At 60.6% G+C, this 25686-nt stretch carries 27 protein-coding genes; 13 read left to right on the forward strand and 14 right to left on the reverse strand.

The window, feature by feature from the left end:
- Positions 1-3 precede the first annotated feature (3 nt).
- Positions 4-945: a 1,2-phenylacetyl-CoA epoxidase subunit PaaA gene (gene paaA / locus DVK00_RS14030; RefSeq protein WP_101351522.1), complete on the reverse strand. Its 942-nt coding sequence runs from the start codon at positions 943-945 to the stop codon at positions 4-6.
- Positions 946-1052: 107 nt separating this feature from the next.
- Between paaA and DVK00_RS14035 the strand changes: the two genes are divergently transcribed.
- Complete coding sequence (locus tag DVK00_RS14035) at positions 1053-1709, forward strand: helix-turn-helix domain-containing protein (protein ID WP_121577936.1); 657 nt, start codon at positions 1053-1055, stop codon at positions 1707-1709.
- 25 nt (positions 1710-1734) lie between these two features.
- Complete coding sequence (locus DVK00_RS14040; RefSeq protein ID WP_101351919.1) at positions 1735-2496, forward strand: enoyl-CoA hydratase/isomerase family protein; 762 nt, start codon at positions 1735-1737, stop codon at positions 2494-2496.
- On the opposite strand, the gene DVK00_RS14045 is transcribed toward DVK00_RS14040, so the two are convergent.
- Positions 2493-3368 carry an amidohydrolase family protein gene (locus DVK00_RS14045; protein ID WP_101351523.1) on the reverse strand — a complete coding sequence of 292 codons (876 nt, stop codon included), beginning with the start codon at positions 3366-3368 and terminating at the stop codon, positions 2493-2495. The genes DVK00_RS14040 and DVK00_RS14045 overlap by 4 nt on opposite strands.
- 214 nt (positions 3369-3582) lie before the next feature.
- Here DVK00_RS14045 and DVK00_RS14050 point away from each other — a divergent pair, with 214 nt between their 5' ends.
- Positions 3583-4416: a CoA ester lyase gene (locus DVK00_RS14050; protein WP_101351524.1), complete on the forward strand. Its 834-nt coding sequence runs from the start codon at positions 3583-3585 to the stop codon at positions 4414-4416.
- Between the two features lie 42 nt (positions 4417-4458).
- Positions 4459-5181 carry a class I SAM-dependent methyltransferase gene (locus DVK00_RS14055; protein ID WP_101351525.1) on the forward strand — a complete coding sequence of 241 codons (723 nt, stop codon included), beginning with the start codon at positions 4459-4461 and terminating at the stop codon, positions 5179-5181.
- A gap of 41 nt (positions 5182-5222) precedes the next feature.
- Here the strand turns inward: DVK00_RS14055 and DVK00_RS14060 are convergent, their stop codons facing one another.
- The 9 genes from DVK00_RS14060 to DVK00_RS14105 all read right to left on the reverse strand — a co-directional run bounded on the left by DVK00_RS14060 (position 5223) and on the right by DVK00_RS14105 (position 17206).
- Positions 5223-5687: a MaoC family dehydratase gene (locus tag DVK00_RS14060; protein ID WP_101351526.1), complete on the reverse strand. Its 465-nt coding sequence runs from the start codon at positions 5685-5687 to the stop codon at positions 5223-5225.
- A 3-nt stretch (positions 5688-5690) separates the two neighbouring features.
- Positions 5691-7409 (reverse strand): acyl-CoA carboxylase subunit beta, encoded by a 1719-nt coding sequence (locus tag DVK00_RS14065; RefSeq protein ID WP_101351527.1) that lies wholly within the window; start codon positions 7407-7409, stop codon positions 5691-5693.
- Between the two features lie 2 nt (positions 7410-7411).
- A complete protein-coding gene (locus DVK00_RS14070; RefSeq protein WP_121577885.1) occupies positions 7412-9196 on the reverse strand; it encodes an acetyl-CoA carboxylase biotin carboxylase subunit in 1785 nt (594 codons plus the stop codon).
- The gene (locus tag DVK00_RS14075; protein ID WP_101351529.1) at positions 9196-10362 is read right to left on the reverse strand and encodes an acyl-CoA dehydrogenase family protein; all 1167 of its coding nucleotides are present in this window, start codon (positions 10360-10362) and stop codon (positions 9196-9198) included. The genes DVK00_RS14070 and DVK00_RS14075 overlap by 1 nt, the downstream gene beginning before the upstream one ends.
- Positions 10363-10408: 46 nt before the next feature.
- Positions 10409-12091: an acyl-CoA synthetase gene (locus DVK00_RS14080; RefSeq protein ID WP_101351530.1), complete on the reverse strand. Its 1683-nt coding sequence runs from the start codon at positions 12089-12091 to the stop codon at positions 10409-10411.
- 169 nt (positions 12092-12260) lie between these two features.
- Complete coding sequence (locus tag DVK00_RS14085) at positions 12261-13664, reverse strand: UbiD family decarboxylase domain-containing protein (protein WP_121577886.1); 1404 nt, start codon at positions 13662-13664, stop codon at positions 12261-12263.
- Positions 13661-15166, reverse strand: coding sequence for a UbiD family decarboxylase (locus DVK00_RS14090; protein WP_121577887.1), 1506 nt, complete (start codon positions 15164-15166; stop codon positions 13661-13663). Before DVK00_RS14090 ends, DVK00_RS14085 begins: the two co-directional genes overlap by 4 nt.
- A 3-nt stretch (positions 15167-15169) precedes the next feature.
- Complete coding sequence (locus DVK00_RS14095; protein ID WP_121577888.1) at positions 15170-15664, reverse strand: ubiD operon protein; 495 nt, start codon at positions 15662-15664, stop codon at positions 15170-15172.
- Between the two features lie 825 nt (positions 15665-16489).
- On the reverse strand, positions 16490-17206 hold the full coding sequence (locus DVK00_RS14105; RefSeq protein WP_121513113.1) for a helix-turn-helix domain-containing protein: 717 nt from the start codon (positions 17204-17206) through the stop codon (positions 16490-16492).
- A 156-nt stretch (positions 17207-17362) separates the two neighbouring features.
- Between DVK00_RS14105 and DVK00_RS22290 the strand changes: the two genes are divergently transcribed.
- From DVK00_RS22290 to DVK00_RS14145, 9 genes are all read left to right on the forward strand, one after another.
- Positions 17363-17485, forward strand: a complete 123-nt coding sequence (locus DVK00_RS22290; protein ID WP_255410218.1) for a hypothetical protein — start codon at positions 17363-17365, stop codon at positions 17483-17485.
- A gap of 140 nt (positions 17486-17625) precedes the next feature.
- Entirely contained in the window at positions 17626-18501 is an 876-nt protein-coding gene (locus DVK00_RS14110) for a sulfurtransferase (RefSeq protein WP_121577889.1), read from the forward strand.
- 84 nt (positions 18502-18585) lie between these two features.
- Positions 18586-18783: a hypothetical protein gene (locus DVK00_RS14115; protein WP_121577890.1), complete on the forward strand. Its 198-nt coding sequence runs from the start codon at positions 18586-18588 to the stop codon at positions 18781-18783.
- Positions 18780-19559, forward strand: a complete 780-nt coding sequence (locus DVK00_RS14120; protein WP_121577891.1) for a sulfite exporter TauE/SafE family protein — start codon at positions 18780-18782, stop codon at positions 19557-19559. The genes DVK00_RS14115 and DVK00_RS14120 overlap by 4 nt, the downstream gene beginning before the upstream one ends.
- 256 nt (positions 19560-19815) lie before the next feature.
- The gene (locus tag DVK00_RS14125; protein ID WP_101351920.1) at positions 19816-20211 is read left to right on the forward strand and encodes a halocyanin; all 396 of its coding nucleotides are present in this window, start codon (positions 19816-19818) and stop codon (positions 20209-20211) included.
- 1 nt (position 20212) lies between these two features.
- On the forward strand, positions 20213-20728 hold the full coding sequence (locus DVK00_RS14130; protein WP_101351538.1) for a cytochrome c oxidase subunit II: 516 nt from the start codon (positions 20213-20215) through the stop codon (positions 20726-20728).
- A gap of 121 nt (positions 20729-20849) precedes the next feature.
- Positions 20850-22478: a b(o/a)3-type cytochrome-c oxidase subunit 1 gene (locus DVK00_RS14135; RefSeq protein WP_233560812.1), complete on the forward strand. Its 1629-nt coding sequence runs from the start codon at positions 20850-20852 to the stop codon at positions 22476-22478.
- A gap of 299 nt (positions 22479-22777) precedes the next feature.
- A complete protein-coding gene (gene trxA, locus DVK00_RS14140) occupies positions 22778-23188 on the forward strand; it encodes a thioredoxin (RefSeq protein WP_121577893.1) in 411 nt (136 codons plus the stop codon).
- A 213-nt stretch (positions 23189-23401) separates the two neighbouring features.
- Positions 23402-23626, forward strand: coding sequence for a DUF2892 domain-containing protein (locus DVK00_RS14145; RefSeq protein WP_101351541.1), 225 nt, complete (start codon positions 23402-23404; stop codon positions 23624-23626).
- A gap of 106 nt (positions 23627-23732) precedes the next feature.
- On the opposite strand, the gene DVK00_RS14150 is transcribed toward DVK00_RS14145, so the two are convergent.
- Genes DVK00_RS14150 through DVK00_RS14160 form a run of 3 tightly spaced genes read right to left on the reverse strand, consistent with a single transcriptional unit; the run spans position 23733 to position 25533 of the window.
- Positions 23733-24131 carry a hypothetical protein gene (locus tag DVK00_RS14150; protein ID WP_115804010.1) on the reverse strand — a complete coding sequence of 133 codons (399 nt, stop codon included), beginning with the start codon at positions 24129-24131 and terminating at the stop codon, positions 23733-23735.
- Between the two features lie 11 nt (positions 24132-24142).
- On the reverse strand, positions 24143-25288 hold the full coding sequence (locus tag DVK00_RS14155) for an NAD(P)/FAD-dependent oxidoreductase (protein WP_101351543.1): 1146 nt from the start codon (positions 25286-25288) through the stop codon (positions 24143-24145).
- Positions 25285-25533 carry a sulfurtransferase TusA family protein gene (locus DVK00_RS14160; RefSeq protein WP_121513121.1) on the reverse strand — a complete coding sequence of 83 codons (249 nt, stop codon included), beginning with the start codon at positions 25531-25533 and terminating at the stop codon, positions 25285-25287. The genes DVK00_RS14155 and DVK00_RS14160 overlap by 4 nt, the downstream gene beginning before the upstream one ends.
- Between the last annotated feature and the right edge of the window lie 153 nt (positions 25534-25686).

Below are 25686 nucleotides of genomic sequence, written 5' to 3' on the forward strand. Positions count from 1 at the left end.
TTCTCAGTCAGCCGCCTGTGACTGCGGGCCGCTGTTCGTCGTCGTCTGGTCGTCCATCATGTCACGGACCCACTGAACCGCTTCCTGAGCCTGTCGGCGACCCGTGATCTGCTCGATACTGCCGTCGTAATCGTTCTGTGAGACAGTGAAGAACTCGTCCCAGTCGAGGTCGTCCTCGACGACCTCGTATGTCCCGTCACCGTTATCCCGGATGCGTGGCTCATCGGGCATCTCCAGCCCGTATTTCTTGGCTTTCGGGATGTACGTATTGAGGAACGCGTTTCGAAGTTCGTCGTTCGTACACGTCTTCAGCCCGACTTCCGCGGCGAAGTCGTGATGGGTGCTCTGGTCGTCGGTCGGGCCGAAGAACTGCAAGATTCGCGGCCACCACTCTTCGAAGGCTTCCTGCACCATGCGCTGTTCCTTCCGGGAGCCGTTCATTAGTTCGCGGAGGATCGACTCGCCGTGTTTGACGTGCATCCCCTCCTCGAAGCAGATCTTGTCCATCGCGTGGGCGTACGGTTCCCAACTGGACTTTTTCAGGGTCGCTTGGCGGCGCATCGCGGCCCCGTCGACGAAGAATGCGATCATCGGCGTCTCGACGTAGCTCTCCATCGGATAATGGAAGCAGTTCAGGAACTTCCCGTCCCCGTTCGCCAGGTCTGCAAGCATCTCGTCGCGGGTCTTGACACCGAGTGACTCCGCCGCTCGGTAGAGCATCTGGCCGTGGCCGATTTCGTCCTGCACCTTCGCGCTGAAGGCCATCTTTCGCTCAATACTCGGTGCTTTTCTGATGAAGGGCCGTTCGAGGTACGCCCCCATAATCTCGCTGTTTGCGTGGAACTCGAGCATCCGCGTGGCTGCCTTCCGATACTCTTCGGGAAGGTCGTCTTTCGGGCTGAATTCTCGGGGTCCAGCGCGGTCTTTGACTTCGTCAACGTTCATATGCTATCCCAAAAATCGTGAGGAATATTCTTACTAATTTGCCCCTATATAGACGGGTTTTATATGTAATTCCGCACATGTATGAGGTGATGATAGAGGAGTGTCTCATGGTCGAGTTTCGCATCGAGGGCGACGACTGCCCGCTGGCAGATGCAAGCAGTGCCACGGGGACATCCATTGAAGCGGCCCCGCCACTCCTCCGGGATGACCGTAACGTATTGCTGCGGTTCAGTGCGCAGGCGAGTGACAAGCTTATCGACTATCTCGATGAGGACGACCGGATCCGCTATCTCTACCAGTCAGTTACCGATGGTCGGTATAATTACCGATGTCTATCGCTCCAGCAATGTGTTGTACATAAACTCATCAGTGCGGGCTTCATGGTTGAATCGCTGACGTATCGGAACGGCAACGCGATTTTAACTGGCGCTGTGGTGGGCCACGAGATTCTCCAAACCGTCATGGAGACGGCCGGTGAAACTGTCGGCGTGAAACTACAGCGGGTGTACGCACTGCGTGCAACAGAGGACGCGTCTATCGCACAGCAGTGGGACCTGACCCCGGCACAGACTGAGAGTCTCCGGTACGCAGTTGAGATGGGGTATTTTCTCGTCCCACGACAGACGACAGCTAGTGAAGTCGCTGCCGAACTCGGTATCAGCAAGTCCGCGTTCCTCGAACGACTCCACCGCGCACAGCACTCGTTGTTCACGCAGCTGTTCGGTGACACCGACGGCGGCCATCTGGGCGACGACGGACAGTAAAGTGCCCGGGCACCTGAATACGACCATGCGCGTTGAAGACGGTGCTGTTCGACGAATCGTATTCGACCGTCCCGGTGTCAAAAACGCGATGACCGGGGCGGTCGCGACTGAGCTCGCTGATGCGCTCGCTGATCTCGACCCGGCGACGCACGACGCCGTTCTCCTCACCGGTGACGGTGATTCGTTCAGTGCCGGCGGGGATATTGAGGCGATGAGCGAGCGTGAGGAATCGGCAACGGAAGCCTACGAACGAGTCCGGAAAACGCTGGGTCGGGTGGCCAGCAATATCCTCGAAGCGCCGGTGCCTGTCGTCGCAAAGGTCAACGGGGACGCGGTCGGTGCCGGACTGTCGCTCGTGGCCGTCGCCGATTTCGCCTACGCCGCCACGTCCGCGCGGTTCGGTGCGTCGTTCATCAGCGTCGGCCTCGTCCCAGACATGGGCGCAACCGCCATACTACCTCGGCTTATCGGGCTCAGGAAAACTAAAGAACTCGCGTTCACCGGGAAACTAATCGACGCCGAAAGCGCCGCCGACATGGATCTGATCAACGAGGCTGTCGAACCAGCCAAGCTTGATGCGCGGACGGCCGACCTGCTCGAAACACTTCAGGCACAGCCGACAGCGAACCTCGGGCTGGCGAAGGAGGCGATCCACGATAATCTCGGCCAGTCTCTGCGAACCGGGCTGCGTCGGGAAGCACGCATCCAGTCGCTGGCGTACGATACGCCGGCACACTCACGCGGAGTCGAGGCGTTTCTGGACGGGCGGACCCCGGATTTCGACTAGCGGTCGAAAAATTCCCGGGCGTTTTCGAACAGAATCTTCCGCTGGACATCCGTGTCAAAGTCCGTGTCACGGGCGAACGATTCGAGCCACGTTTCGGGGTCGATCATCGGATAATCAGTGCCGAACATCACCTTGTCTTTGAGCACTGTCCCGGCGTAATGGAGCACCTGCTCGTCGATGTACTTCGGCACCCAGCCGGAGAGATCCATGTACACGTTGCCTTTTTGCTGGCATATCGCCAGTTGCTCTTTCTCCCACGGGAAGGCGGGGTGAGCGATGAGGATGTCGAGATCCGGATGTGCAGCAGCCACGTCGTCGATAAGCATCGGGTTACCGTACTTGATTTTCAGGCCGCGACCGCCGGCGCTACAGGCCCCCAGTGTCGAGTTCCCGCCGTGGAAGACAACGGGGACCCCGAGGTCTTCGATGGTACTCCACAGGTGGTCGTGGCGTTCGTCCGAGGGGTCAAAGCCCTGTGCGATCTGCTGGAACTTGAACCCCGAGAGGTCCAGATCCTCGACGCACCGGATCGCCTCCTGTACGCAGTCATCTTTCAGTGGATCGACGCTTCCGAACCCAACGAAGAAGTCGGGGTACTCGTCCCGGACTTCGGCGACATAGTCGTTGGGGACGGGTGGGTTTCCGGTGTTCGTCTCCGCGTCCCAGCCAAGCAGGACAGCGCCACCGACACCCGCCTCGTGGTACTCCGCGAGCATTTCGTCGTAGTCCCACGTCTCCAGATCAGTGCCAAAGCGGTCGGCGGCGTCTTGCATCATTTCGCCGCCGGCGTCGTGGAGGAACTCACTGGTCGGTTGGTGGGCGTGCGTGTCGAACAGTTGCCTGTCGTCGACACCAGGGAGGTCGGTTGTCACAGAGAGAGATTTTACCCAGTGTCATAAAAATCCATGCTGTTTCTGCTGTCCAGCGGCCACGCTGAAGTGTCACGGCAGTCGTGCCACCGGTAGCTAATTCGAGCGGCGGTGGTCATACCTGCGGCAGGCGACGAGTCCACAGCGCACGGTCACCCCGTGCATAGCCGGGTGTCTATCCCCTACCATCTTACTGCTGGGAGGTGAAGGGGCAGCCATGGTTCGTCGCAGTGTCCTGTTTGCACCGGGTGACAACACAGAGTTGATGCGAAAGGCGGCCGGTGGCGACGCTGACGTGGTCGTTTTCGACCTCGAAGATGCGGTTGCACCGGCTGACAAAGAACAGGCCCGTGAATCTGTTCAATCGGTCCTATCAACTGTCAGTTCAGATAGCCACATCTGCGTTCGCATCAATCCCGTGGGAGTCAGCGCTACAGCCGACCTTGCGGCAATACTGACGGATACCAGTCCCGACAGTGTGATGCTCCCGAAGGCCAGTTCTGCCGACGACATATCGGTCCTGGAACGGCTCCTCGGGGAGCACAGTGTGGACCTCCCAGTGCTTTCGCTGGTCGAATCGGCCGCTGGCGTCCTCAACGCGGCGGAGATCGCAGCCGCCGACCCAACAGATGCCCTCCTGTTCGGAGCCGAAGACCTCGCGGCCGACATCGGTGCGAGTCGGACCAGCGACGGACGAGAGGTGCTCTATGCACGCCAGCGAGTCGTCGTTGCGGCCAGCGCCGCTGGAATCGATGCGATAGATACGATATACCCCGACTACGGCGATCTAGATGGCCTCCGCGAAGCGACGGAGTTCGCGGCCCAGCTCGGATACGATGGGAAGATGGCGATCCATCCGGATCAGGTCGCGGTCATCAACGACGCGTTCTCCCCCGATGACGAGGAAATAGCATGGGCTGAACGCGTTGTTGCAGCCGACGACGAGACAGATGCCGGGGTTTTCGAGGTCGACGGGGAGATGATTGACGCACCGCTTATCGCGCAAGCAGAGCGCGTCCTCGAACGCGCTCGCGAGGCCGGGCAGCGGTAACCAACGGCAACACCTATCCGAGACCTTACTGTGCTGTCGTGTATGAAAAACGTCGTCCGGCGAAATTTCGATGCCAGCGTCGACGCCTACACGACCTACGAGCGGCGGACCAATCGTTTCACGTCGCTCGCTCGGCTGCTCGCCGCCGAGATGAGCACTCGTCCTGACGGGCGACTCGGGACAGTGCTCGATGCGGGCGCTGGAACAGGCGTAAGCACGCGCGTGTTCGCCGAGACGGCAGCGGATACTATTGCGCTCGATATCAGTCGCGAGATGCTACGCGAAATCGACTCCGCTGCCCGGTTGCAGGCCGATTTCGACCACCTTCCGCTCAGTGACCAGTCGGTCGACGGCGTGGCTTTTACCGCCTCACTCTTTCTGGTCCCTGACCCAGCGACTGCAGTACGGGAAGCCGCCAGAGTCCTCCGCCCGGACGGCGTGGTTGGCGCTGTCGCACCGCTGGGGTGGTTCTGTCCCGACGGCACGGACGTGTTCGAACAGTTCGAGCGCGAGTCACGCTCCCCGTCCGACACATCAACCCTCCAAGACGCCCTGGCGAGTGACTTCTCGACGACGACAGGCACATGGCGGTTTTCGACGACTGCCGAAAACATCCGGCTGTTCCACGCCATTCCCGCGATGGCCGCACGGCTCTATCCGAAACTCGACACAGAACAGCGGGTACGACAGGCCCACGAACTCCTCGGCGCTCTGGACGGGACGTTCGAGCAACGATGGCGGTGGGTCATCGGCGTGCCCGAATAGGTGACTTGAATCTGCGGTTCGTCAGTCGGGCAGTCACAGCGTCACTCGGCGTGGTCCCGCTTCAGCGACAGCACGGTGCGGTCGAACTCACAGACGAGGACATCGTCCGAATCTGTGAGTTTGAACACCTCGACGTGCATCGTGACGACGCCGCGGTCACCGTCGCTGGTCTCGCGTTTGTCGGTCACAGTCGATTGCACGCGGATCGTGTCGCCGTGAAACACGGGGTTCGGATGCTCGACGCTGTCGTAGGACAGGTTCGCGACGATGGTGCCGTCAGTCGTCTCTGGAATGGTCAGTCCGACCGCTAGGCTCATCGTGTAGAGGCCGTTGACCAGTCGCTCGCCGAACTCCGTCTCGGCCGCGAACTCGGCGTCGAGATGGAGCGGCTGCTGGTTCATCGTCATATCGCAGAACTGCTGATTGTCGCGCTCGCTGACGGTACGGCGCTTCTCGTGTTCGATGGTCTCGCCGACCTCGAACTCTTCGTAGTAGCGTCCTGTCATAGCTCAGAGGATGGTCCCGTGTTTCTTGTCCGGGAGGTCTTTCTCGACGGTCTCGTAGAACGCAAACCGGTTCGTCAGTTCCGTTCTGAGATCGCTGGGTGGGACGATGTCGTCGACGACAACTTCGCTAGCCATTCGATGAATGTCGATATCCTCGCGGTAGGCCTCGCGGAGTTCCTGCTCCTTTTGCTGTCGTTCGTCCTCGTCCTCGATCTCGGAGAGCTTCCGGGCGTAGACGGCATTGATAGCCGCTTCCGGCCCCATAATCGCGATTTCGCCGCTTGGAAGGCCGATTGTCGACTCGGGGTCGTACGCGGGGCCGGACATCGCGTAGATGCCCGCACCGTATGCTTTCCGCACCACGACGGACTGCTTGGGCACTGTCGCCGAAGACGTGGCGTAGATCATCTTCTTGCCCTGTTCGAGGATGCCCTCCTTCTCGACGCCTGACCCAGCCATGAACCCCGGCGTATCACAGAGGTACAATAGCGGAATATTGTAAGCGTCGCAGGTCCAGATGAACTGGGCGGCTTTCTCCGCTGCGTCCGGGAAGATGGCTCCCGCACGCTGGGCTGGCTGATTGGCGATGACTCCGACTGGCCGACCATCGATCCGAGCAAACGACGTGATAATCTCTTTCCCGTACTCGGGCCGGAGTTCGAGGGGCGACCCGGCGTCGACGACCCGCTCGATCACGTCGAACATATCGTAGCCTTTGTTGGGCTTGTCCGGGACGACGGCGTCGATACCCTCTGGCGAGCGCTTCGGGGCCGTCCCACTGGTCTGTGGTGGGTCTTCGTCGGCGTTGTCTGGCAGATAACCGATGAGTTGCGCGACGAGTTCGCGGGCGTGTTCCTCGTCGTCGGCGATGAGATCTGCGCTTCCGGAGTGCTGTGCGTGTACGTCGGGGCCGCCGAGGTCTTCGAGGCTGATTTCCTCGCCAGTGACCATTTCGACCATCCGGGGGCTGGCAATGGCCATTGCGCTCATGTCCCGAACCATGACGGTGAAGTCTGCGAAGACTGGCGTGTAGGCCGCACCGGCGATACAGGGACCGTACAGCACACAGATCTGGGGGACCCGCCCCGAGAGCATCGAGTGGTTGTAGTAGAACTTCCCGATTCCCTCGCGGTTGGCGAAAAAGCCCGTCTGCTGGTCTATACGGCCGCCCGAGGAGTCCATCAGATACAGCACCGGTCGCCCGGTTTTCAGTGCCCGTTGTTGCATCCGGAGGAACTTCTCGACACCTTTTGCGGCCATGCTTCCACGTTTGACCGTGTAATCGTTGGCCATGAAATGCAGGTCACGGCCCTCGAACTCCGCGGCCCCCGTGATGAGTCCGTCAGCCGGGAGCTGGTCGTCGGCGTCAAACTCCGCAAACGTCCCGTCCTCGAAGAGGAAATCGTCGCCGAACCACAGGTCGATACGGTCACGAACGAACAGCTTGCCCTCCTCAGGCAACTGCTCCTTGTACTTTTCCGGCCCGCCTTCGTGGATCTCTTCGATCTCCTTGCGCAGATTCTCCTCGCGTTCGGTCGGCCCGAGGTCGTCGTCGACCTGTTCCGCGGCTTCGTCCCCCCGAGTGCCGTCGTACGTGGCACTGGCGGCCGTTTCGCCGCTGTCAATGACGAGTGTAATGTCGTCCTCGAAGTGTGTCGCCAACGCCTCTGCAATGGCCTGTGCTTCCGATTCGGTCGCGTCGTCTGAAATTCTGACTTGCATACTTACTCCTCCAGTACAACCAGGGTGTCACCCATGTCCACGGAATCGCCCTCCGTGATCGGGACGGACGCGACAGTTCCGCCCGTGGATGCCACCACGTCGTTTTCCATTTTCATCGCCTCGAGTACGCAGACGACATCGCCCGCTGCGATATCGTCACCGGGCGCGACTTCGGTCGAGAGGATAGTGCCCTGCATCTCGGCCGTAATCGCACCCGACGTGGTCACGTCCACCGTGCCGCCACCGGATGAATTGCCGCCCGAAGCGCCAGTGTCGGAGCCGGCACTGGCGTTGCCATCACGGGCTACGCGGGGCAGTCCGTCCGTAACAACGACATCGAAGCGCTTCCCATCGACTTCGACAGCGATTTCATCCGTCGACGCCGACTGGGCGTCGCCACCGACCTCGTCTGTCCCCCACCGCGCGACGGCCGCGTCAAGGGCATCGTCGGCGAGTTCCTGGTCGAGGTATTTCGTCGTGTGCGTCCCGCCACGGAACGTGTCGTCGTCCAGCATCAATCGATGGAACGGGATAGTCGTGTGGACCCCCTCGACGGTGAAATGGTCGAGGGCACGCCTCGACCGGTCCAGACAGTGGTCCCGGTCCTCACCAGCGACGATGAGCTTTGCAATCATCGAGTCGTAATCGCCCCCGATATCGTCGCCCTGCGAGACCGCGTGGTCGAGCCGCACACCGATACTGCTTGGCGGCGCGTACGTCGTCAGCGGCCCCGGCGTCGGAGCGAAGTCCTCGGCCGGGTTCTCCGCGTTGATTCGGTACTCAACGGCGTGGCCGTCTATCGACACGTCCTCCTGTGTAAAGTCCAGTTGCTCGCCCGCAGCGACCCGGAGCTGCCAGCGAACGATGTCGATACCAGTCACCGCTTCGGTGACGGTGTGTTCGACCTGAATGCGGGTGTTCACCTCCATGAAGTAGAACTCCCCGTCCTCGACGAGGAACTCCACCGTGCCGGCGTTCGTGTACCCGGCTTCGCTGACACCGCGTCTGGCAGCCGCACCGATCTCCGTACGGAGTTCGGCATCGAGAGCCGGACTCGGTGCTTCCTCGATGACCTTCTGGTGGCGGCGTTGCAGCGAGCAGTCGCGCTCGCCCAGATGGCGGACGTTGCCGTGTTCGTCCGCAAGCACCTGCACCTCGACGTGTTTTGGGGCTTCGAGGTACTTTTCGACGTACACCGAGTCATTGCCGAAGTAGGCTTCGCCCTCGCGCTGTGCGCTTTTGAGCGCCTCCGCAACCTCGGCCTCGCACCGGACGATTTTCATGCCGCGACCGCCGCCACCGCCTTCAGCCTTGATCGCGATGGGGTAGCCGTACTCTGCGCCCAGCGCCCGTACTTCGTCTGGGTCGTCGACCAGATCCGTCGTGCCGGGAACGACTGGGACGCCAGCCTCCTGCATCACTGTTCGGGCTTTCGTCTTTTCGCCCAGTGTCTCCATCGCGTCACTTGGCGGGCCGACCCACGTGAGACCGTCGGTAGCCTCGACGCGGCTAGCGAACTCGGCGTTTTCCGCGAGGAAACCGTAGCCGGGATGGATTGCATCGGCTCCAGCCCGCTCAGCGACATCGAGTATCGCTGTCTGGTCGAGATACGACTCGCTTGCAGGTGCCGGGCCGACGTTGTATGCGTCGTCAGCGTACTCGACGTGGCCGGCGTTGCGGTCGGCGTCGCTGTAGACGGCGACCGTCTCGATACCCAGCTCTTCACACGCAGCCATCACACGAACCGCGATTTCGCCGCGGTTTGCGACAAGGACTTTCTCGAACATTAGTAGGATCGTGGGAAGCCGAGGTGTTGCCCGATGTGGTTGTACGCCATCTGCTGAGAGACCGGGGCCAGCCGCGTCAGGTTGATTTCGCGCCACCACCGCTCGATGTCGTACTCCTTCGCGTAGCCCCAGCCGCCGAACGCCTGCATCGATTGTTTGACCGCTTCGATGCCAGCACTGACAGCTGTCGCCTTCGCAACGTTTGTCTCGTACCCACACTCCTCGCCCTGGTCGTACAACCAGGACGCCTTCTCACGCATGAGCGCGGCCGTTTCCATGCGGGCATACGCCTTGGTGATGGGGAACGAGACCGCCTGATGGGTCCCGATAGGCGCATCGAACACCTCCCGGTCGCTCGCGTACTCAATAGCAGTGTCGGCGGCTAGCTTGCCGATGCCGGTCCCGGCGGCCGCGAAGCCGATTCGTTCCGGGTTCAGCATATCGACGAGAGTCCACCAGCCGTCGTCTTCCTCGCCCAGCAAGTTCTCCTCGGGGACCCGAACATCCTCGATGAAGACCTCACAGGACTTCGAGTAGTTGATACCGTGTTTGGGGATCGGCGACACGTCGATGCCGGGGTCGTCCATATCGACGATGAAGAGGCTTATGCCGTCAGTCCCGCGGTCGACCTCGTCACGCGGAGTCGTTCGCGTGACGAGAATCATATTGTCGGCCCGGTCCGCGAAGGTAATCCACGCCTTGTTCCCGTTCAGCACGTACTCGTCGCCGTCTTTCTCGGCGCGGGTCGCGACGTTCAGCGTGTTCGTTCCGGCTTCGGGCTCTGTAATCCCGATAGAGAAGTTTCGCTTCCCGTTGGCGATGTCGGGTAGATAGGTCTGTTTCTGCGCTTCTGTCCCGTTCTCACTGATACCGACAGCGGCCATGCCGGCGGTAAGTACGAGATACCACGTACCCGCCATGCCACAGCCTTCGGCACAGAGCGTCTCCATGACCAGTCCCATCTCCTGTATCCCCATCCCGGCCCCTTCGTACTCCTGTGGGACCAGTAGGCCGTGGAAGCCGGCCGCAGCCAGTTCGTCCCAGAATTCCTGTCCGAACTCGCCTGTCTCCTCTTTCTCGCGCCAGTACTCCGGTCCGTACTCGGCCGCTACGTCCGCCGCAGTCGACCGAATCATCGAACGCTCCTCTGTAGATTCGAAATTCATTGGTAGTCGTGTCTGTGTTGGCACTCGTACTGCTTGATACCCTATGTCAGGATTCGACTTCGGCTTCTGCTTCAGCGTCGTCGTGAAGTTCGGTTCGGCGAATCTTTCCGGTCACGGTCTTGGGCAGTTCCTCGCGAAACTCGATTTCGCGCGGGTATTCGTGTGCTGAGAGCTCTTCTTTCACGTAGCTCTGAATGTCTTCTTTGAGGGGGTCGGACGGCTCAGCGTCCTCGCTTGGCACGACGTAGGCCTTGACGATGTTCCCCCGCGCTTCGTGTGGTTTGGGGACGACAGCCGCCTCAGCGACCGCTTCGTGTTCGCCCAGCGAACTTTCGACTTCGAATGGCCCGATCCGGTAACCGGAGGAAAGGATCACGTCGTCTGCACGCCCCTCGAACCAGAAGTAGCCGTCCTCGTCTTTGTGCGCCAGATCGCCCGAGAGATACCACGTCCCGTCTGGACCGTCGATGAACGCCCGCTGGGTCTTCTCGGGCTTGTTCCAGAACTCGGCGAAGAAACACGGGTAATCGCCCCGCTGTGCTATCTCACCCGTCTCGCCGGGGGCCAGAACTTCACCGCTCTGCGGGTCGACGATATCGGCTTCGATTCCGGGGAGTGGTTTTCCCATCGACCCGGGCCGGAGTTCCATCGTCGGGTAGTTGTTGATAATCATGTTCCCGGTCTCGGTCTGGCCATACGTATCCAGAATCGTGACGCCGAGTTCGTCTTCCCCCCACTCGACGACGCCGGCACTGAGTGGTTCGCCGATAGAGAGCGCGTGACGTAAATCGAGGTCGGCGTCAGCGAGGGCTTCCTCGTTCTCCCGGAGCATTCGGTACGCCGTCGGGACCGAGAACAGAACGCTAATCGGATATTCGTCGAGTAGGTCTGCCCACTCGTCGGTGTCGAACTCGCCCTCGTACGTGAACAGCGACGCACCCCAGAACCAGGCACCGAGCGTGTTGATCGCGCCCGTTAGCCAGCCGAGGTCGCCGGTCGACCAGTACAGGTCACCGTCCTGGAGGTCTACGGCGTACTTCTGTGTCGCCGCGACACCGGCGATCCAGCGCTGTTTGTGGAGGACACCCTTGGCCAGCCCGGTCGTCCCTGAGGTGTAGTACAGCAGTGCGTCGTCCTCCCCGCTGGTCTCTGCGACCTCGTAGGCCGTACTCGCGCCGTCCAGCGCAGTATTGAAAACCACGTCATCAGCAGGTGCCCCACTCCCGCGGTCAACGGTAATGACGTGTTCGACTGCGGGCGCATCGTCCAGTGCGTCTTCAACCGTGTCCCGGTTGTCAGTCGTGGTGACGACGACCGTCGCGTCACAGTCGTCCAGACGGTACGAGATACCCTCGGGACCGAACCGCTCGTTGACGCTTCCCCAGACAGCGCCGTGTTTGAGCGTGCCGACCAGCGCCACGTAGTGCTCCGGGATCCGGGGCATGTACGAGAAGACCCGGTCACCCTGCGCAACCCCGAGGTCGTCGAGGACGTTGGCAAACTGGCTTGAGCGGTCAGCAAGCTCCCAGAACGTCATTGTCGACAGCTCTCCGTCGGTCCCGACCTGATAGAGTGCGACCTGGCCTCGGTCTGTCGCGTGTCGGTCAGCGACTTCGTGCCCGATGTTCAAGCTATCCGGTGCGTCCCAGTCCGCTTCTGCGTAGATATCGTCCCACGTGAACTCTTGCCGTGCTGTGTCGTAGTCGGGGAGGTTGTGGCTGGTCGCCATACACCGCTCGGGATACCGGTATCTGGTATAACTGTACCGGTTAGTTTTTACAGATAATATGTTGAATATATTTTACTTTCACTCCCACAAAGGAAGTATACGCTTGCTGTATTGCGTAAACAGAACTGATTACTACATATTTAAATGTATACACACTCGGGAAACACGTTCAGTGGGACGATTCGTTTTCAGTCCTCACTCCGGAAGCGATATCTGAGTCGTCCCACAGGACACGAGCCATGTCGCGGACGCTGCTTGGGAACGAGTTCTCGAACGTGACTCGCGGCGCGATGTACGTTTCTTTCCAGCGTGGGTCCCACGCCGCATTCACGTACAGACGCGAACCGGTTTCGTTGTTCTGTCGATAGTGCGGCCGTGTCGCCGCCGGCGCATCCGACTCGCTGAACGTCCAGTCGCGAGCCGGATGAGATTTCAGCCAGACATCGGCCAGAACGCGGCCGAAGTCCTGTGGCGGAACGTCTTCGTCGACGATAACCACCGTGTCGAAAAGCGACGAGAACGAAAAGAGGATGTTCGCGAGTTGCCACTCGAACCCGCCGTACAGTATGTCACTGGCCACGAAGCAGATGCCGAGTTCGGCCTCTGCCGGTAACATAACCCATTCCACTGGCGAGATACCCCAGTAGTTGTTGACCCGGTGATAGAGCGTTGCGGCGGTCACAAGCCCTGTGAGCTGGCTATCATCCGCGAGCGGGCAACCGACCGGAGAGATAGGAATGACAGGGTTTTCAGTAGCGCGGACACTCTCGACCGACAACGAGAGCGGCCCGCTCGCAACGACGTACTCCCAGCCTTCTCGACGGTCAGAGCGGAAGTCAGGCTGGCGGTCCGCAACTGTCGTCTCGATGACGACTTCCGTCGCACTCGGGACGAGTCCGCCGTTGGTCGGGACGAGCGGGACAGTTCCGGTTACCCCACAGGACTGGATTGGCGTGGCAGTTTGCTCGGTGACAGCAAGCAGGTATGCCGTCGTGATCGCCGCTGGCGGCACGCCAAGCGCTATCGTCATCGTCGCCCCGTCAGCAACAAGCGACGACAGCGCGTCCGGAACGCGCACTCTGAGCGTATCCCCACTCACAACCGAGCCGTGGACCGGTGCCCAGTGTGTGCCGTCAGCGGTCGAGATCGATGCGACACCGAGCGTCACTGTTGGCCACGTCTCAGTTTCTCCCTGCGGGAATTGCAGGTCCTGTCCGTCGATATCTGTCCCCGAGGCCGCCTGACCTGTGTATGTCGGCTCCGGATTTTCCCCGGCCGGGCCGAGATCGCCGATAGTCTCTAGCAGGTCAACGAGCGCGGCCTCCGGGTCAAGTCCGAGGCCGAGCGACAGCCGCGACCACGGCCGCGCCTCGCGGTGCTGTGTCTGGTCCGGACCGCTGAACACACCGCTAACCAAGTCGATACCCGTAGACCGCTGGAACCGAAGCGCCGGCCCACTCGCTCGGAGCGCCTCCGCCGCAAGCGCGTCAACCGGGATTTCGAATGGGCCGTCGAGTCGGACGAGGTCGTCGTCGCCAGCCAGTCCACGAACGTACTGTGTGAACGGTATCACTGTGATTGCTCCTCCCGTTCATCAAGTCGGTCGAACCGCGCAGCGTCCAGTCCCGCTTCGACCAGCCGTACCTGGGCTCGCTTACGAGTTTCTGTGGTCGCCGTCGTGTCCGTCGCGTCACCGTCAGTCGTCGCGTCGATGTAGGCTTTGGCCGTCTTCGCCTTCGAAGTCCCCACATCCGCACTGCCCTTCTCGTCGGGCGTCTGGTAGATGTTGAGCGGGACTTTCGGCATCCGCTCGACGCCGAACTGGTGGAAGTCGGCATCGGGGTCTGCCTCAAGTGCGATAGCTGTCAAGACTGCCCGTGGGTCAAGTGGGTCGACAGCAGCGTCGACAAAGACGAAAAAGTCGATGTGAAGCATCCCCCACGTCGTGAAAATAAAGTTCGCCAGTTCGTGGAGATACCCCGGATACGGTCGGTCCGTCGCGATGACCCAGACGGTGCGGGACGTGAATCGCCACGGGACCGCCATCGAAACATCGAATCCGGCGGCTCGGAGCCCGACAGTCGCGTCGGGTCCGGCTGCGACGAGTCGCAGCGTGCTGGTCGAGTTCTGCCCGTATCCGACGCCGCTCCCCTCGACGCAAAACGGGATGTGCGGTTCGTCCCGGTGGGTGATTGCATCGACCTCGAACACCGGCATAGAGCGACGCGGACCGTTCATGTAGCCGAAATAGTCTCCGAACGGGCCCTCGTCGAGTCGGTCGTCGGGTCGAACGTGCCCTTCGAGAACTAGCTCGGCCGTCGCCGGGACGTACAGGTCATTGGTTTCGCACTGGACGAGGTCGACAGGCGCGTCTTTCAGGCCGCCCGCGAAGGCCGCTTCACTCCGTCCAGTCGGGATCCACATATCTGCAGTACTCTCGACGGTGGGTTCCGAACCGATGACGACCGCGACTGGCATCGGTTCGCCACGCGGCTCGTAGTCGTAGTAGTAGCGGTTAGGAACCTGCTCACCGGCCAGTAACAGCAGACTGGCCCGGGAGCTGTCGTGGATCATCATGCGATGGCTCGACCAAGTCCCCCACTCCGTGTCGGGGTCCGGTGCGACGATGGTGTGGTGATTCGAGTACCGTCCCCCGTCACCCTCGTGGATGTACGGCCACGGGAACGACAGGAGGTCAACCTCGTTCCCTGTCCGCACTGTTTCTTTACAAGGGGCTTGGTGATTTGCGACAGTTCGAGGCGCTTTCGGCGCGTTGAGGCGCTCAATCACTCGGTCGTAGTACGTACGGCCCGAAAGACCGTCTGGGAGCCCCAGCGCTTGTGCGAAGTGATTCCAGGGGCGAGTCTGCGGGCCGCGGTACGGGTCCCCAACCAGTTTCGACTCCGTCTCAATCCCTGTGACGGACTCGAAAACAGGAATCGGTCCGTCACGGATATTGGCAAGCATCGTGGCTGCACTCGCTTCAAGGTCCCACGACACTGGCTGGTCGAACGGACAGAGCCAGCCGGTCGTGTCGAGCAAATCGAGGTACTCACGGAGGGAATTGACCGCCATCTATCACTCCTGTTCTTCGAGGACCCGCCTGAGTGGGTCGTCATCAAATTCGCGACGGACTTCCGCGTAAGCGTCAAGGAGTGCCGGTCGTTCCGTGGCGAGGTGGTCGAACGCGATTTCCCGAAGCGCATCGGACGTTGACTCGTACTCGCCGGTCTCAACGAGATACTGCAGGAGTATTTTCAGGTCGTCAGAGCGAGTATTGAGGATATTCGACGCCGTCTCCTGTTCAGCCGCCAGATGAGCGACTAGCTCGTGATCAATACCGGTCTCGTCAGTCTCGTCGAGCAATTCGACGTATCTGGTCTCACTGACACTCTCGTGTGGTCCGGCGACGATTGTTAGAGGGTCCGGGTCAGTGAGTTCAGCAGGGTCCCTGGCAATCCGAACGCGCGCTTCGAAAATGCGTTTCGTCTGGGCATCCGTAATCTGCAGTGTGGTTTCGGTCTGTTCTTCCTCTGGAAGATGGTCCGCTGACGTGATGTAGTGGCTCGACATTACCTGCCCTCAGTTGGATTGTTGATGTTCTTAGCAACCTCTTGTCCCAGTGGCAAATATCTACCGTCGTGGAGCCATTGTTGTCCCGGTTCACACGCCCCGGTCACGATCTGAGTAAAGTGAGATAGTAAAGCGTGGTCCCAACATCTGCAGGTGGAATTGCTCCACACCCCCACCCCACTGGTTCCGCTGTTAGCCACCCCACCGGTTCCGCTGTTAGACAGAGAACTATCAGAGTCATCGTCGATTACATGATGGCTAGCGTAGAAGACCCGACAGACCGAGAGTGAACACAGTCCGTCGGAAACAAGCGCACAGAGATGCTGCTCCTAGTATCGCTGTCTCGGGAAGCGGCTCGGGTCCCGACACAGGACGAGCACTCGTCACAGATCTGATCGTTGATAACATCCGCAACGCGCTGGTAATTGAACAGGCGCTCCGCTTCGGATACGGGATCTCCGAGACCATTCCACGCACCGAACTGGCCGGGGTACAGTTGCTTTGCGGCGGCCTCCGTCTGAAAGAGGTTGATGACCGGGCCTTGGTACTCGGTGCCGCCGCGGTAGAGCCGGTTCGCGTCGACAGCGGTTAGCTGGCTCCCGACAGGGTCGTCTCGTATATGCTCAACGCTGGACTCGAAGTCCTCGGCGCTTGCGTGTGAGAATCGGTAAAGGAATACGAGGCCGTCTGGGTCAGACGACAGGAGTGTGCGTAGTGGAAGTTGGTCTGTGCGTGCCCGAACTGTCCGGCGAACATAAATATCGCCAAGCTACCTCGCGGTATGCAGGTCGGAATAGAAGCGGCACCGGCGTATCACTCATGCCGTCACATCGTCGACATGTACGCTTCGACGAGTGCCGCCTCGGCCTGACGCAGCCTGTACGAGACCGTCGAACGCGGCCAGTCGAGTTCCGCTGCGATATCGTCGAGGGTCGTCTCGCGTGGCGTCTCGTAATAGCCCTTCTCGGCAGCCAGTTCGAGCACCCGGCTCTGTTCCGGCCGAACAGAAACTGAGTCAAACAGGGTAAGCAACGGGCCGGCCGCGTCGCCTACGTGGTCGAAGTGAAAAGAGAGTCCGTCCTGAAGGACGCCCCCCAGTGTATCGTACAGCATCCCGACTTTCTTATCGTCCTCCATGAGGATGCGCCAGCGCTCGGTGTTCTCCTGCCGGGTTATCTCGAAGAGGAGTGCGCCGTTGATATACCGGTTCGTGATCGTTGGCACCGAGTCGCAGTGGACGAGATCCTCGAAGTAGCTGTAGACGAGACTGCGCTGGGAGCCGTTTTCGAGCACGTCACTGTAGTGGCGGCCGCCGCAGGGGCGGTCACTGATACTCAGTTGATTGTACGCCGACCCCGTCAACAGCGCCGTCGCGTCTTCCACGACAGAAGTGGGGCCCGTTATTCGGTCCAGCCGCCAGAGTTGCGCGTTCCCCATCGAACAGAGGAACGTCGTCGAACGGGCTTCCGGTGTCTCGATGAACAGATCCATTAGCTCGTCGACGCCGTCGTTGTACCGGATCTCGAAGACAAACTCCCGCATCTGTTCTGTTTTGCGTGTGGACAGTACAGTCAATTTCGGTTCTGGTTGTTCGTTTTTTGAGCGGCAACCAGATCGCGTCTCTGCTGACAGCATCCCCTCGCGCGCTTGTCGCAGGACAAGACAAGATACAGGCGTTCAGGGACATAACATAGCTATATGAGCAACACTGCCGCTGATGACTCCCTCCCGTGGTTCGTCAAAGTCGTTATTGCAATAGCGCTGTTGATAATCCTCTTTATAATCGGTATCGATCTGCTAACGTTCGCCGCAGCTTGGTAGCGGTATCTGTCGGTTCCGGTCTGAAACCGTCTCGCCGGCCACTGGAATTTTCGCACAGTTGTCAGTCGGCGAACGTAGAACTATGTATTTATTTTAAGTATCAGCAGACACGACAGCACTACGACCGACCGAACTGGACAATGAGTGCCCACCGGAATCAGCCACAGCGGATCAAGAACGCGCTGGTCACGCCAGAATGGCTTGAGCATCGGCTCGAGACTGTCGCGTCTGATTCGCCGGACCTGCGACTCGTCGAAGTCGATCTTAACACCGATTTCTATGCTGAAGCGCACATCCCCGGTGCGGTTTCGATCGACTGGCGACGACACCTCCAGCACGAAACGCGACGCGATATCCCATCGAAAGCGGCGCTCGCAGACCTCCTTGGCACACGTGGCATCACGGACCAATCGACGCTTGTTCTCTACGGAGACAGCTCGAACTGGTTTGCGGCGCACCTGTACTGGATGCTCACCTACTACGGCCACGAAGACATCTATCTCCTCGATGGGGGCCGGAGACACTGGCTTGAGTCGGGGCGACCGACGAGCGAGAGCGTCCCGTCGTACACGCCACGGTCGTATCGGCCGGGTGGCCCGTACGAGCATGTGAGAGCGTATCGACACGACGTGCACCGAGCACTGTCCAAGCCGACCGCGCTTGTCGATGTCCGGCTTCCCGAAGAGTACGACGGGACTATCCTCGCACCGCCGGGGATGACGGAATCCGCGCAGCGAGGCGGGCATATTCCCGGCGCAGTGAACATCGTCTGGTCCGAGAATCTCCGCTCTGACGGTCGATTCAAATCTCTCGAAGCACTCCGTCGGCTCTACTGCGAGTATGATATCGACAGCGACCGCGACATAATTGTCTACTGCCGGATCGGCGAACGATCGTCGTTAACGTGGTTTGTGCTGTCTGAACTTCTTGGTTATTCCTCGGTCAGAAACTACGACGGGGCGTGGACTGAGTGGGGGAACCTCGTTGCTGTTCCCGTGGCGACTGGCCGACCATAGCGGGAGTACATGACACCCCTGTTGCTCTCCGAGTTGTCACAGGCCAAACGGAAGACTAACTCACGGACGGTGGGACTGCCTGGTATGCTTTCGATACCTGTCTCGCGGTTGCCCCTCATCGGACTGCTCGCAATTCCGTTCGTAGTCGCGTTCGTAGTCGCACTCGAACCAGTTGCGTTCCTGGCAGTCATCAATACGGCCCTCATCGTCGTCGCCGTTCGGGTCATGTTCGGCGCGGATGATATCACCACTATCAAGCGTGCGGTGAGCCGACGGCGATGATGTCCGGTGGCCACGGTACAGGGGTGGTGAGTGGCGATGTCGGCCTTGTAGTCTTCGCCCTGATTGGGCTCCTCGGCGGTGCACACTGCCTGGGGATGTGTGGACCGCTCGTTACCCTGTACGCCGACCAGTTAGGTGACGACAGCCCTGTCGCCTGGGCAGAAATCCGCCAGCACCTCCTGTTCAACTTCGGACGAACGGTGAGCTACGCGCTTCTCGGCGCGCTCATGGGGCTGCTCGGAACCATCGTCTATGACACGGCAGCCGTCGTTGCGCTGGCAGATAGTTTTCGGGCAGTCGCCGGAATCGTTGTTGGGGGATTCATAATGGTGACCGGGGGACTGTACCTCCGGACAGGGACGGCGACGGGCGCTATTGCCAGGGTCGGGTCTGGGTCACTGCTGTGGCGTTTTAGCACGCGATTACACAAGCACGTCGACCAGTGGGTCGGCGGTCCGCGTATCATCGCGCTGGGTGCAGTACACGGTATTCTCCCGTGCCCGCTCCTTTATCCGGCGTTTCTGTACGCATTCGCTATCGGGTCACCGGCCTATGGCGCGCTTGCACTGTCCGTGCTTGGACTCGGAACCGTCCCTGCAGTGTTCGGGTACGGTGTCGCGTTCAACTCGGTTTCACCGCGGTTTCAGTCCCGACTGCATCGCGCGCTCGGAGTAGTGTTCCTCGTTCTGGGGTATCTTCCGCTGTCGCATGGACTGATGATTTTCGGTCTGACGGTTCCACATCCATCGGTTCCCATCTACCAGCCACTGGGCTAACCCGCCGAAGGAGTTGATCGCCGCGATCAGTGCACTAGCACCGTCGTTCCGACGATAGCCCAGCGTCGAGGGGAGCCGTCAGGTGTTGCGGACTTGTCCTGCGACAAGGGAGGTTACAATTCCATCGGGTCGCAGAAGACGAAACAGTATGGGTACTACAGAGGACCGATCAGGCACCGTGAGGCCGCAAGCCGGCCGCGACCGACTGCATAGCTGTCGACGCATCCGTAGAGTGGTCTTCCGAGCGGCGTCGTCAGTGGCTGCACTCGTGTCCGTCGGCGCTGCAAGTGCACAGGAAGCAGGCGCTGGCACCGCGAGCGGAGGTAGCGGGTCCGGGCTCGTCGTCACGGTAGTGGCACTGGGACTTACTGGACTCAGTATCGGTGCGGTATATCTACTGAGTTGGCGAGATAGACCGGAGCCGTCGTTTTCTCCCGCGACGACCACCACTGAACGAGTCGCCACTCCACACAGTGGACAGATGTTCGAGTCCGAAGTCCCACAACGCGAGACGGAGTCGGTCGACCACGACGCGTTCGACCCGGTCGGGACCGGACTACTGCTCGTGCTGTACTTCGTGGTCATCTCGCTGATGTGGCTGTTCATGTACTTCGTCGAATTTCTCGGGAACGGGCCGTCGGTGGTGGGATAAAATGCACGTCCACAGATTCGAACGGCTGTGGCTGGTGGCCGCGCTCGCGATGATTGTCCTGTTCATTGGCACTGTGACATACGGCGCTGTCGGCGCTGGCTACGGGATGGTCGATGACACTGGCGGCCAGGTCGACCCCACAGATGCGACGGCCAGCGAGAACTTCCGAGAGCCAGGTGTGTACAACGGCAGTGAACCGGGCCACTACGACGTGTATATCGAAGCGAAGCAGTTCCTGTTCGTCCCCGGGACAAGCGAGCCAGTCCGTGTCCCGGCTAACAGCACCGTCACGTTCCACGTGACAAGCACGGACGTGATCCACGGCTTCGAGGTCGTCGGCACGAACATCAACACGATGGCCGTCCCTGGACAGGTAGCGACGGTCACTGTCGAATTCGATGAACCGGACGAGTACGGACTTGTCTGTAACGAGTACTGCGGAAGCGGCCATCACACGATGGAAGGGTCGTTGCACGTCGTTCCGGCCGCGCAGTTTACTCAGACCGAGGTGAACTGAGATGGCACATCCACACAAGTCAGAGCAGCCCCAGGCCTACGAAAGCGACACGGCACAACTATCCGACCGCCTCGCCTTTGTCGACAAGTTCCCCAGCGCTGCGCGCATCACTCGTCTCTCGATGGGGGTTTCGTTTACCGCACTGACAATCGGTGCGCTCCTAGGTATCGTCCAGGCCCTCCACCGAACAAATGTCTTCCGGGGCGTGATCAGTTCTGCCGATTACTACTCCGTGTTGACAGGCCACGGCGTCTTGCTCGCGCTGTTTTTCACCATCTTCTTCCTGACAGGCATCTTCACGTGGGGCACGAGCCGAAGCCTCGGCAGGGAACTCCCCTCCCCGCGGTTTTCCCTGGCGTGGTTCCTGCTCATGCTCTCTGGTGCGGTGATGACGGCAACAGCCATCTTCGGCGGGCTGGTCGGCCAGATCCCGTTTTCCGCGGACGTGCTGTACACGTTCTACGCGCCGCTGCAAGCCCATCCGCTGTTTTATGCCGGGTTGGCGGCCTGGCTTGTCGGGACGTGGCTTGCTGGAGCCGACTGGATACGTGCATACTACCACTGGCGGCAGGACAACCCCGGTGAGCGCATTCCGCTCCAGATGTTCATGATACTGACGACGATGCTGATGTGGTACATTGCCACGCTCGGCGTCGCCGTCGAAGTGTTGTTCTTCCTCCTCCCGCTCTCACTTGGCCTCATTGAGAGCGTGGACCCGCTGTTGACCCGGACGCTGTTCTGGTTTTTCGGCCACCCTGTCGTCTACTTCTGGCTGATGCCGGCGTACTTCGCGTGGTACACCGTCCTCCCGAAGCTCTCCGGCGGACGGCTGTTCAGTGACCCGCTCGCACGCGTCGTGTTCATCCTCTTTCTCATCCTCTCGACCCCGGTCGGCTTCCACCACCAGTACGCGGACCCCGGCGTGCCAGAGGGGTTCAAGTTCATCGCCATGACCAACACGATGTTCCTGTTGCTGCCGAGCTTCCTCACCGCGTTCACCGTCGTCGCGAGCATGGAGTACGGCGCTCGCCAGCGGGGTGGGACGGGCTATCTGGGCTGGCTGAAGGCGCTTCCGTGGGGGAAGCCGGCCTTTGCCGGCTGTGCGCTCGCAGGCATGATGTTCGCCGCCGGCGGCTTTTCCGGCATTATCAACGCCGGAATGAACATCAACTCCCTCATCCACAACACACTGTGGGTTCCCGGCCACTTCCACCTCACCGTCGGGACGGCCAGCGCCCTGACGATGATGGCGATAAGCTACTGGCTCTACCCGCAGATTACCGGGAAACGGCTCCAGTTCTACGGCATCGCGCAGGTCCAGCCCTACATCTGGTTCATCGGGATGGGGCTGATGTCGAACGCGATGCACCGCGCGGGACTCGCCGGTGTCCCCCGGCGGACCGCAGAACCCCAGTACCAGCAGTTCGACTTTGCGCCGGTACTGGGGTCAATGGCGGAGATGCGTCTCCAGATTGCTATTGGCGGGACGCTACTGACGCTCGGGGCGCTCATGTTCGTCCTCGTGATGGTCGGGACCTGGCTGGCTGAGCGGGGTCGCGGTCGGTTGCGCGTCGACAGCCACCTCCCCGAACCTATCTCCGGGCCGTCCGACAGTCCGCGGGTCCTCGACAACGTCAAGCTCTGGTTCGTCATCGCTGTCGTGCTCGTTGTCATCGCTTACGGATTCCCTATCTACTCGATGGTGGCTGACGGCGCGCTGAATCCCGCGGCACCGCCGTTCCCGGTCTGAACACGGGTCGAGTTACAGACTGCTTCGTCTCGTTGTGGACTGAGCGACAGAGGGAACCGGGAAATGAGGGCCACCGCGATCTGAGCAGTGCGGTCTTGATGACGCTGGCACGACGCTCGGGGCCATGGGCGGCGTGGGATTCAGGGCAGCGCCCAGAGACATGACTCCTCAGCAAGACGCTGTCCTGATAAGCAAGTGTGTCGTGAACGGCTTGGATGGGGCGGGCCGCCCGCCACAGGATATAGTATTGTATGAAAACTGCAAAACAAATAAACGCACCGAGCACATACTGTACGGTGATGGCCGACGAGCTAGCAGAAATTCGACAGAAGAAGCTCGAAGAACTCCGAAACGGAGAACGAGGGACCGCCGCTGAGAACCGGAACAACGAGTCGCCGGCCGACCCCGTCCACGTCCACGGCGCAGGAGAACTACAGGACACCGTCAGTGATGGGGTCGTCCTCGTAGACTTCTACGCTGACTGGTGTGGACCGTGCAAGCAACTCGAACCCGTCGTCGGACGCATCGCCGCTGACACTGTCGCGACCGTGGCGAAAGTCGATATCGACGCGAACCAGCAGTTAGCAGCAAAATACGGCGTCCGTAGCGTGCCAACGCTGTTGCTGTTCACCGATGGGGAGCCGGTCGAGCGCATGGTGGGGATGCAACAGGAGCCACAGCTCCGCTCGCTCATCGAGAGCTACGCCTGATTCTTCGGCTGTGTCATCCCTGTTCGATACCGCAATGGAACCACATCGCGTGGGCTGATAGATCCATGCCGCAATCGCCAGCAAGAGACCGAAATCGGTTCGGCGGGTGAGACAATATGGCTGGTGAACGTTGGTACCCGTGAGTTCGGGGGCTGCTATTGTTTATATTGCACAATCAAAACGCTATTATCCTCGGAGGACATACTGTGTAGTATGGAGCGCAACGTCGGTTCGACAGACAAGACTGCCAGAATTCTCATCGGTGCCCTCGCAGGGTTGCTATCGCTCGGTATCCTCGCCACCGCCGTTCCGCTGCCGGCGATACTCGCGCCTGTGCTCGGGTTTGCCTCGGTGTTGCTGCTCGCCACTGGGGTCACCGGCTTTTGCGGGCTGTACGGACTCTTGGGTATCGACACCTGTTCTGTCGACACACGGTGAACAGTCTGGACCTACCGGTTTCACAGTAGCCGACAACTGATTCTTCAGAAGGTAGATGGGAGCCGGTTTCCGCTTGTTCGCGCGCGTGACGACAAAAAATCCGCTTTCACTGGTTTTGCGCGGCGCGTCCGAGAGACCGAACGACCGCGAGCAAGTATCGGACGCCGGTGAGAAACTCGCCGCTTCGAATCCCATCCCAGACGTCGTGCAGGTCAACTGGTCCGCTGGAGTTCGCGTCGCCGAGTGCGCCGAGGACGGTCTGTAGCGCGCCCCGTGTGTCGTCGCTGGCGGCCGTATCCGCAAGTTCACCAAGCGAGGCCCCGGTCCCGGCGAGGGATGTGATCATCTCGTCGTCCATCGCAGCAGTCCCGAGTTCGGCTACTTCGACCAGTTCGTTGACAGTATCCAGGTTGCGGACGAACGTGGCGAACGCCTCAGGGTTCTCTTCGATGGCGGTGGTCAGTTCCTCGGTCAAGTCGTCGGCTGATGGTTGTTGTTCACTCATAAGTGGTCACCTCAGAGCAGCCCCCGCGCTGTGAGCCAGTACGACTCGTTGTAGGCAAGCTTCGACCAGTGCATGGCCCGGGTCGGCTCACTCGGTTCCGGCGGGCGTTCGTAGTCGAACTCGACGAACGTGGCGTCGTCCATCCCGGTCTCGATGAAGCAGATGGTCTTACCGCCGTAGACCGCCGTCGCTGGCTGGCCTCGAAGATCGCTTGCAAGCCGTTGAGCGACGACATTAGCCTGATAGTGCGCCGCGCTCCCGGCCTTTGGGACCCCGGTCTGGGCGGCATCGCCGATTGCGTACACGTCGTCGAAGCCGGTCGCCTCGAGCGTGTGCTTGTCGACATCCACCCACCCTCCCTCGCCGAGCCCAGCCGACTCAACGAAATCGCTACCGGTGTGTGGCGGGATAGCGACGAGGAGGTCATAGTCCAGCTCTGTCCCTTCCATCGACGTGATCGTCTGTGCCTCGGGGTCGACCGCCTCGGCGTTGAACATCGTCTCGATGCCGATGTCGCGCTCCCGGAGGCGCGGGTCGGCCCATTCCGCGATGTGTTCGTTCCCGTGGACCCGCATGATGGGGTAGGTGTACGTGATATTGAACGCCTCTCGACGGCCGCGTTCTCGGAGCCAGTCGTCGACCATGAACGTGAACTCAAGCGGCGCGGCCGGACACATATGTGGCGTCCCGACAACGCTCAGGACGATGTGGCCGCCGTCCATTTCCAAGAGTTCGTCACGGAGAGCTTGCGCACCCTCCTCCCCGTAGAAGTGGTGCCCGGCTTCAGCGAGGCCCGGAACCCGCTCCGGTTCGAGCTGTGCCCCCGTCGCGACGACGAGTTTGTCGTACGGCGCGGGGTCGATGGCGTCAACAAGTTCGAGTTCTTTTCGCTCGTAGTCCACATCGACGACGTAGTCCTGCCGGATGGTAACGCGGTCGTCGACGACCTCTCGAAGAGGCCGCCGGCCGTCCGCGGGTTCGCGCTGTCCGAACGCGACGTAGAGCCACACCGGTTTGTAGACGTGGTCTTCACTGTCGTTGAACAGCGTGATTTCGACCTCGCCGGCGGCTAGCTCTGCGTCGAGTTTCTCCGCGAGGGTGTTCGCCAGTACGGTGCCACCGGTGCCGCCACCGACGATTGCGATGTGTTCAGTCATAGTTTCTTCACGTGAATCCTGTAGTGGTCGTCCTCATCGACAATCGCGAGGACTTCGTTGCCGGACTCGTCGGCCCACTCCTGCACCTCCGTCGGCGACTTCTCGGCGTCGCTCAACAGGGCGATAACGGAACCGGTGTCGACGGCCCGAACCTCCGAAATGAGGTCCATCAGCGGACCCGGACAGGTCGCGCCCCGAGCGTCGACAGTCGTGTCAGACTCAGTGTGACTTTGATTGGTGGTCATGCTTTCTCGTCTGGACGTAGGCTAGCTATGCATTTAATAATGTGCGTTGATTCCAAGACTGTGAGAAAATACCGTTCGCTCATGCGCACCCACGTCTGGCGGTGACACACCGGTTTACCGAAGATTCGGAGAGAAGCCTCGACCACTGGGGGA

Origin of the sequence: Haloarcula sp. Atlit-47R (assembly GCF_003665985.1) — an archaeon.
Taxonomy (GTDB): Archaea; Halobacteriota; Halobacteria; order Halobacteriales; family Haloarculaceae; genus Haloarcula; species Haloarcula taiwanensis.

Excerpts from the sequence above, each read along its gene's own strand:
- DVK00_RS14105 (WP_121513113.1), bottom strand. The coding sequence starts at position 17,206 with ATGCGGGAGTTTGTCTTCGAGATCCGGTACAACGACGGCGTCGACGAG.
- DVK00_RS14110 (WP_121577889.1), top strand. The coding sequence starts at position 17,626 with ATGAGTGCCCACCGGAATCAGCCACAGCGGATCAAGAACGCGCTGGTC.
- DVK00_RS14040 (WP_101351919.1), top strand. The coding sequence starts at position 1,735 with ATGCGCGTTGAAGACGGTGCTGTTCGACGAATCGTATTCGACCGTCCC.
- DVK00_RS14060 (WP_101351526.1), bottom strand. The coding sequence starts at position 5,687 with ATGACAGGACGCTACTACGAAGAGTTCGAGGTCGGCGAGACCATCGAA.
- DVK00_RS14130 (WP_101351538.1), top strand. The coding sequence starts at position 20,213 with ATGCACGTCCACAGATTCGAACGGCTGTGGCTGGTGGCCGCGCTCGCG.
- trxA (WP_121577893.1), top strand. The coding sequence starts at position 22,778 with ATGGCCGACGAGCTAGCAGAAATTCGACAGAAGAAGCTCGAAGAACTC.
- DVK00_RS14135 (WP_233560812.1), top strand. The coding sequence starts at position 20,850 with ATGGGGGTTTCGTTTACCGCACTGACAATCGGTGCGCTCCTAGGTATC.
- DVK00_RS14150 (WP_115804010.1), bottom strand. The coding sequence starts at position 24,131 with ATGAGTGAACAACAACCATCAGCCGACGACTTGACCGAGGAACTGACC.
- DVK00_RS14070 (WP_121577885.1), bottom strand. The coding sequence starts at position 9,196 with ATGTTCGAGAAAGTCCTTGTCGCAAACCGCGGCGAAATCGCGGTTCGT.
- DVK00_RS14145 (WP_101351541.1), top strand. The coding sequence starts at position 23,402 with ATGGAGCGCAACGTCGGTTCGACAGACAAGACTGCCAGAATTCTCATC.
- DVK00_RS14090 (WP_121577887.1), bottom strand. The coding sequence starts at position 15,166 with ATGGCGGTCAATTCCCTCCGTGAGTACCTCGATTTGCTCGACACGACC.
- DVK00_RS14065 (WP_101351527.1), bottom strand. The coding sequence starts at position 7,409 with ATGCAAGTCAGAATTTCAGACGACGCGACCGAATCGGAAGCACAGGCC.
- DVK00_RS14050 (WP_101351524.1), top strand. The coding sequence starts at position 3,583 with ATGGTTCGTCGCAGTGTCCTGTTTGCACCGGGTGACAACACAGAGTTG.
- DVK00_RS14160 (WP_121513121.1), bottom strand. The coding sequence starts at position 25,533 with ATGACCACCAATCAAAGTCACACTGAGTCTGACACGACTGTCGACGCT.
- DVK00_RS14095 (WP_121577888.1), bottom strand. The coding sequence starts at position 15,664 with ATGTCGAGCCACTACATCACGTCAGCGGACCATCTTCCAGAGGAAGAA.
- DVK00_RS22290 (WP_255410218.1), top strand. The coding sequence starts at position 17,363 with ATGAGCAACACTGCCGCTGATGACTCCCTCCCGTGGTTCGTCAAAGTC.
- DVK00_RS14055 (WP_101351525.1), top strand. The coding sequence starts at position 4,459 with ATGAAAAACGTCGTCCGGCGAAATTTCGATGCCAGCGTCGACGCCTAC.
- DVK00_RS14120 (WP_121577891.1), top strand. The coding sequence starts at position 18,780 with ATGATGTCCGGTGGCCACGGTACAGGGGTGGTGAGTGGCGATGTCGGC.
- DVK00_RS14035 (WP_121577936.1), top strand. The coding sequence starts at position 1,053 with ATGGTCGAGTTTCGCATCGAGGGCGACGACTGCCCGCTGGCAGATGCA.
- DVK00_RS14155 (WP_101351543.1), bottom strand. The coding sequence starts at position 25,288 with ATGACTGAACACATCGCAATCGTCGGTGGCGGCACCGGTGGCACCGTA.
- DVK00_RS14075 (WP_101351529.1), bottom strand. The coding sequence starts at position 10,362 with ATGAATTTCGAATCTACAGAGGAGCGTTCGATGATTCGGTCGACTGCG.
- paaA (WP_101351522.1), bottom strand. The coding sequence starts at position 945 with ATGAACGTTGACGAAGTCAAAGACCGCGCTGGACCCCGAGAATTCAGC.
- DVK00_RS14080 (WP_101351530.1), bottom strand. The coding sequence starts at position 12,091 with ATGGCGACCAGCCACAACCTCCCCGACTACGACACAGCACGGCAAGAG.
- DVK00_RS14115 (WP_121577890.1), top strand. The coding sequence starts at position 18,586 with ATGCTTTCGATACCTGTCTCGCGGTTGCCCCTCATCGGACTGCTCGCA.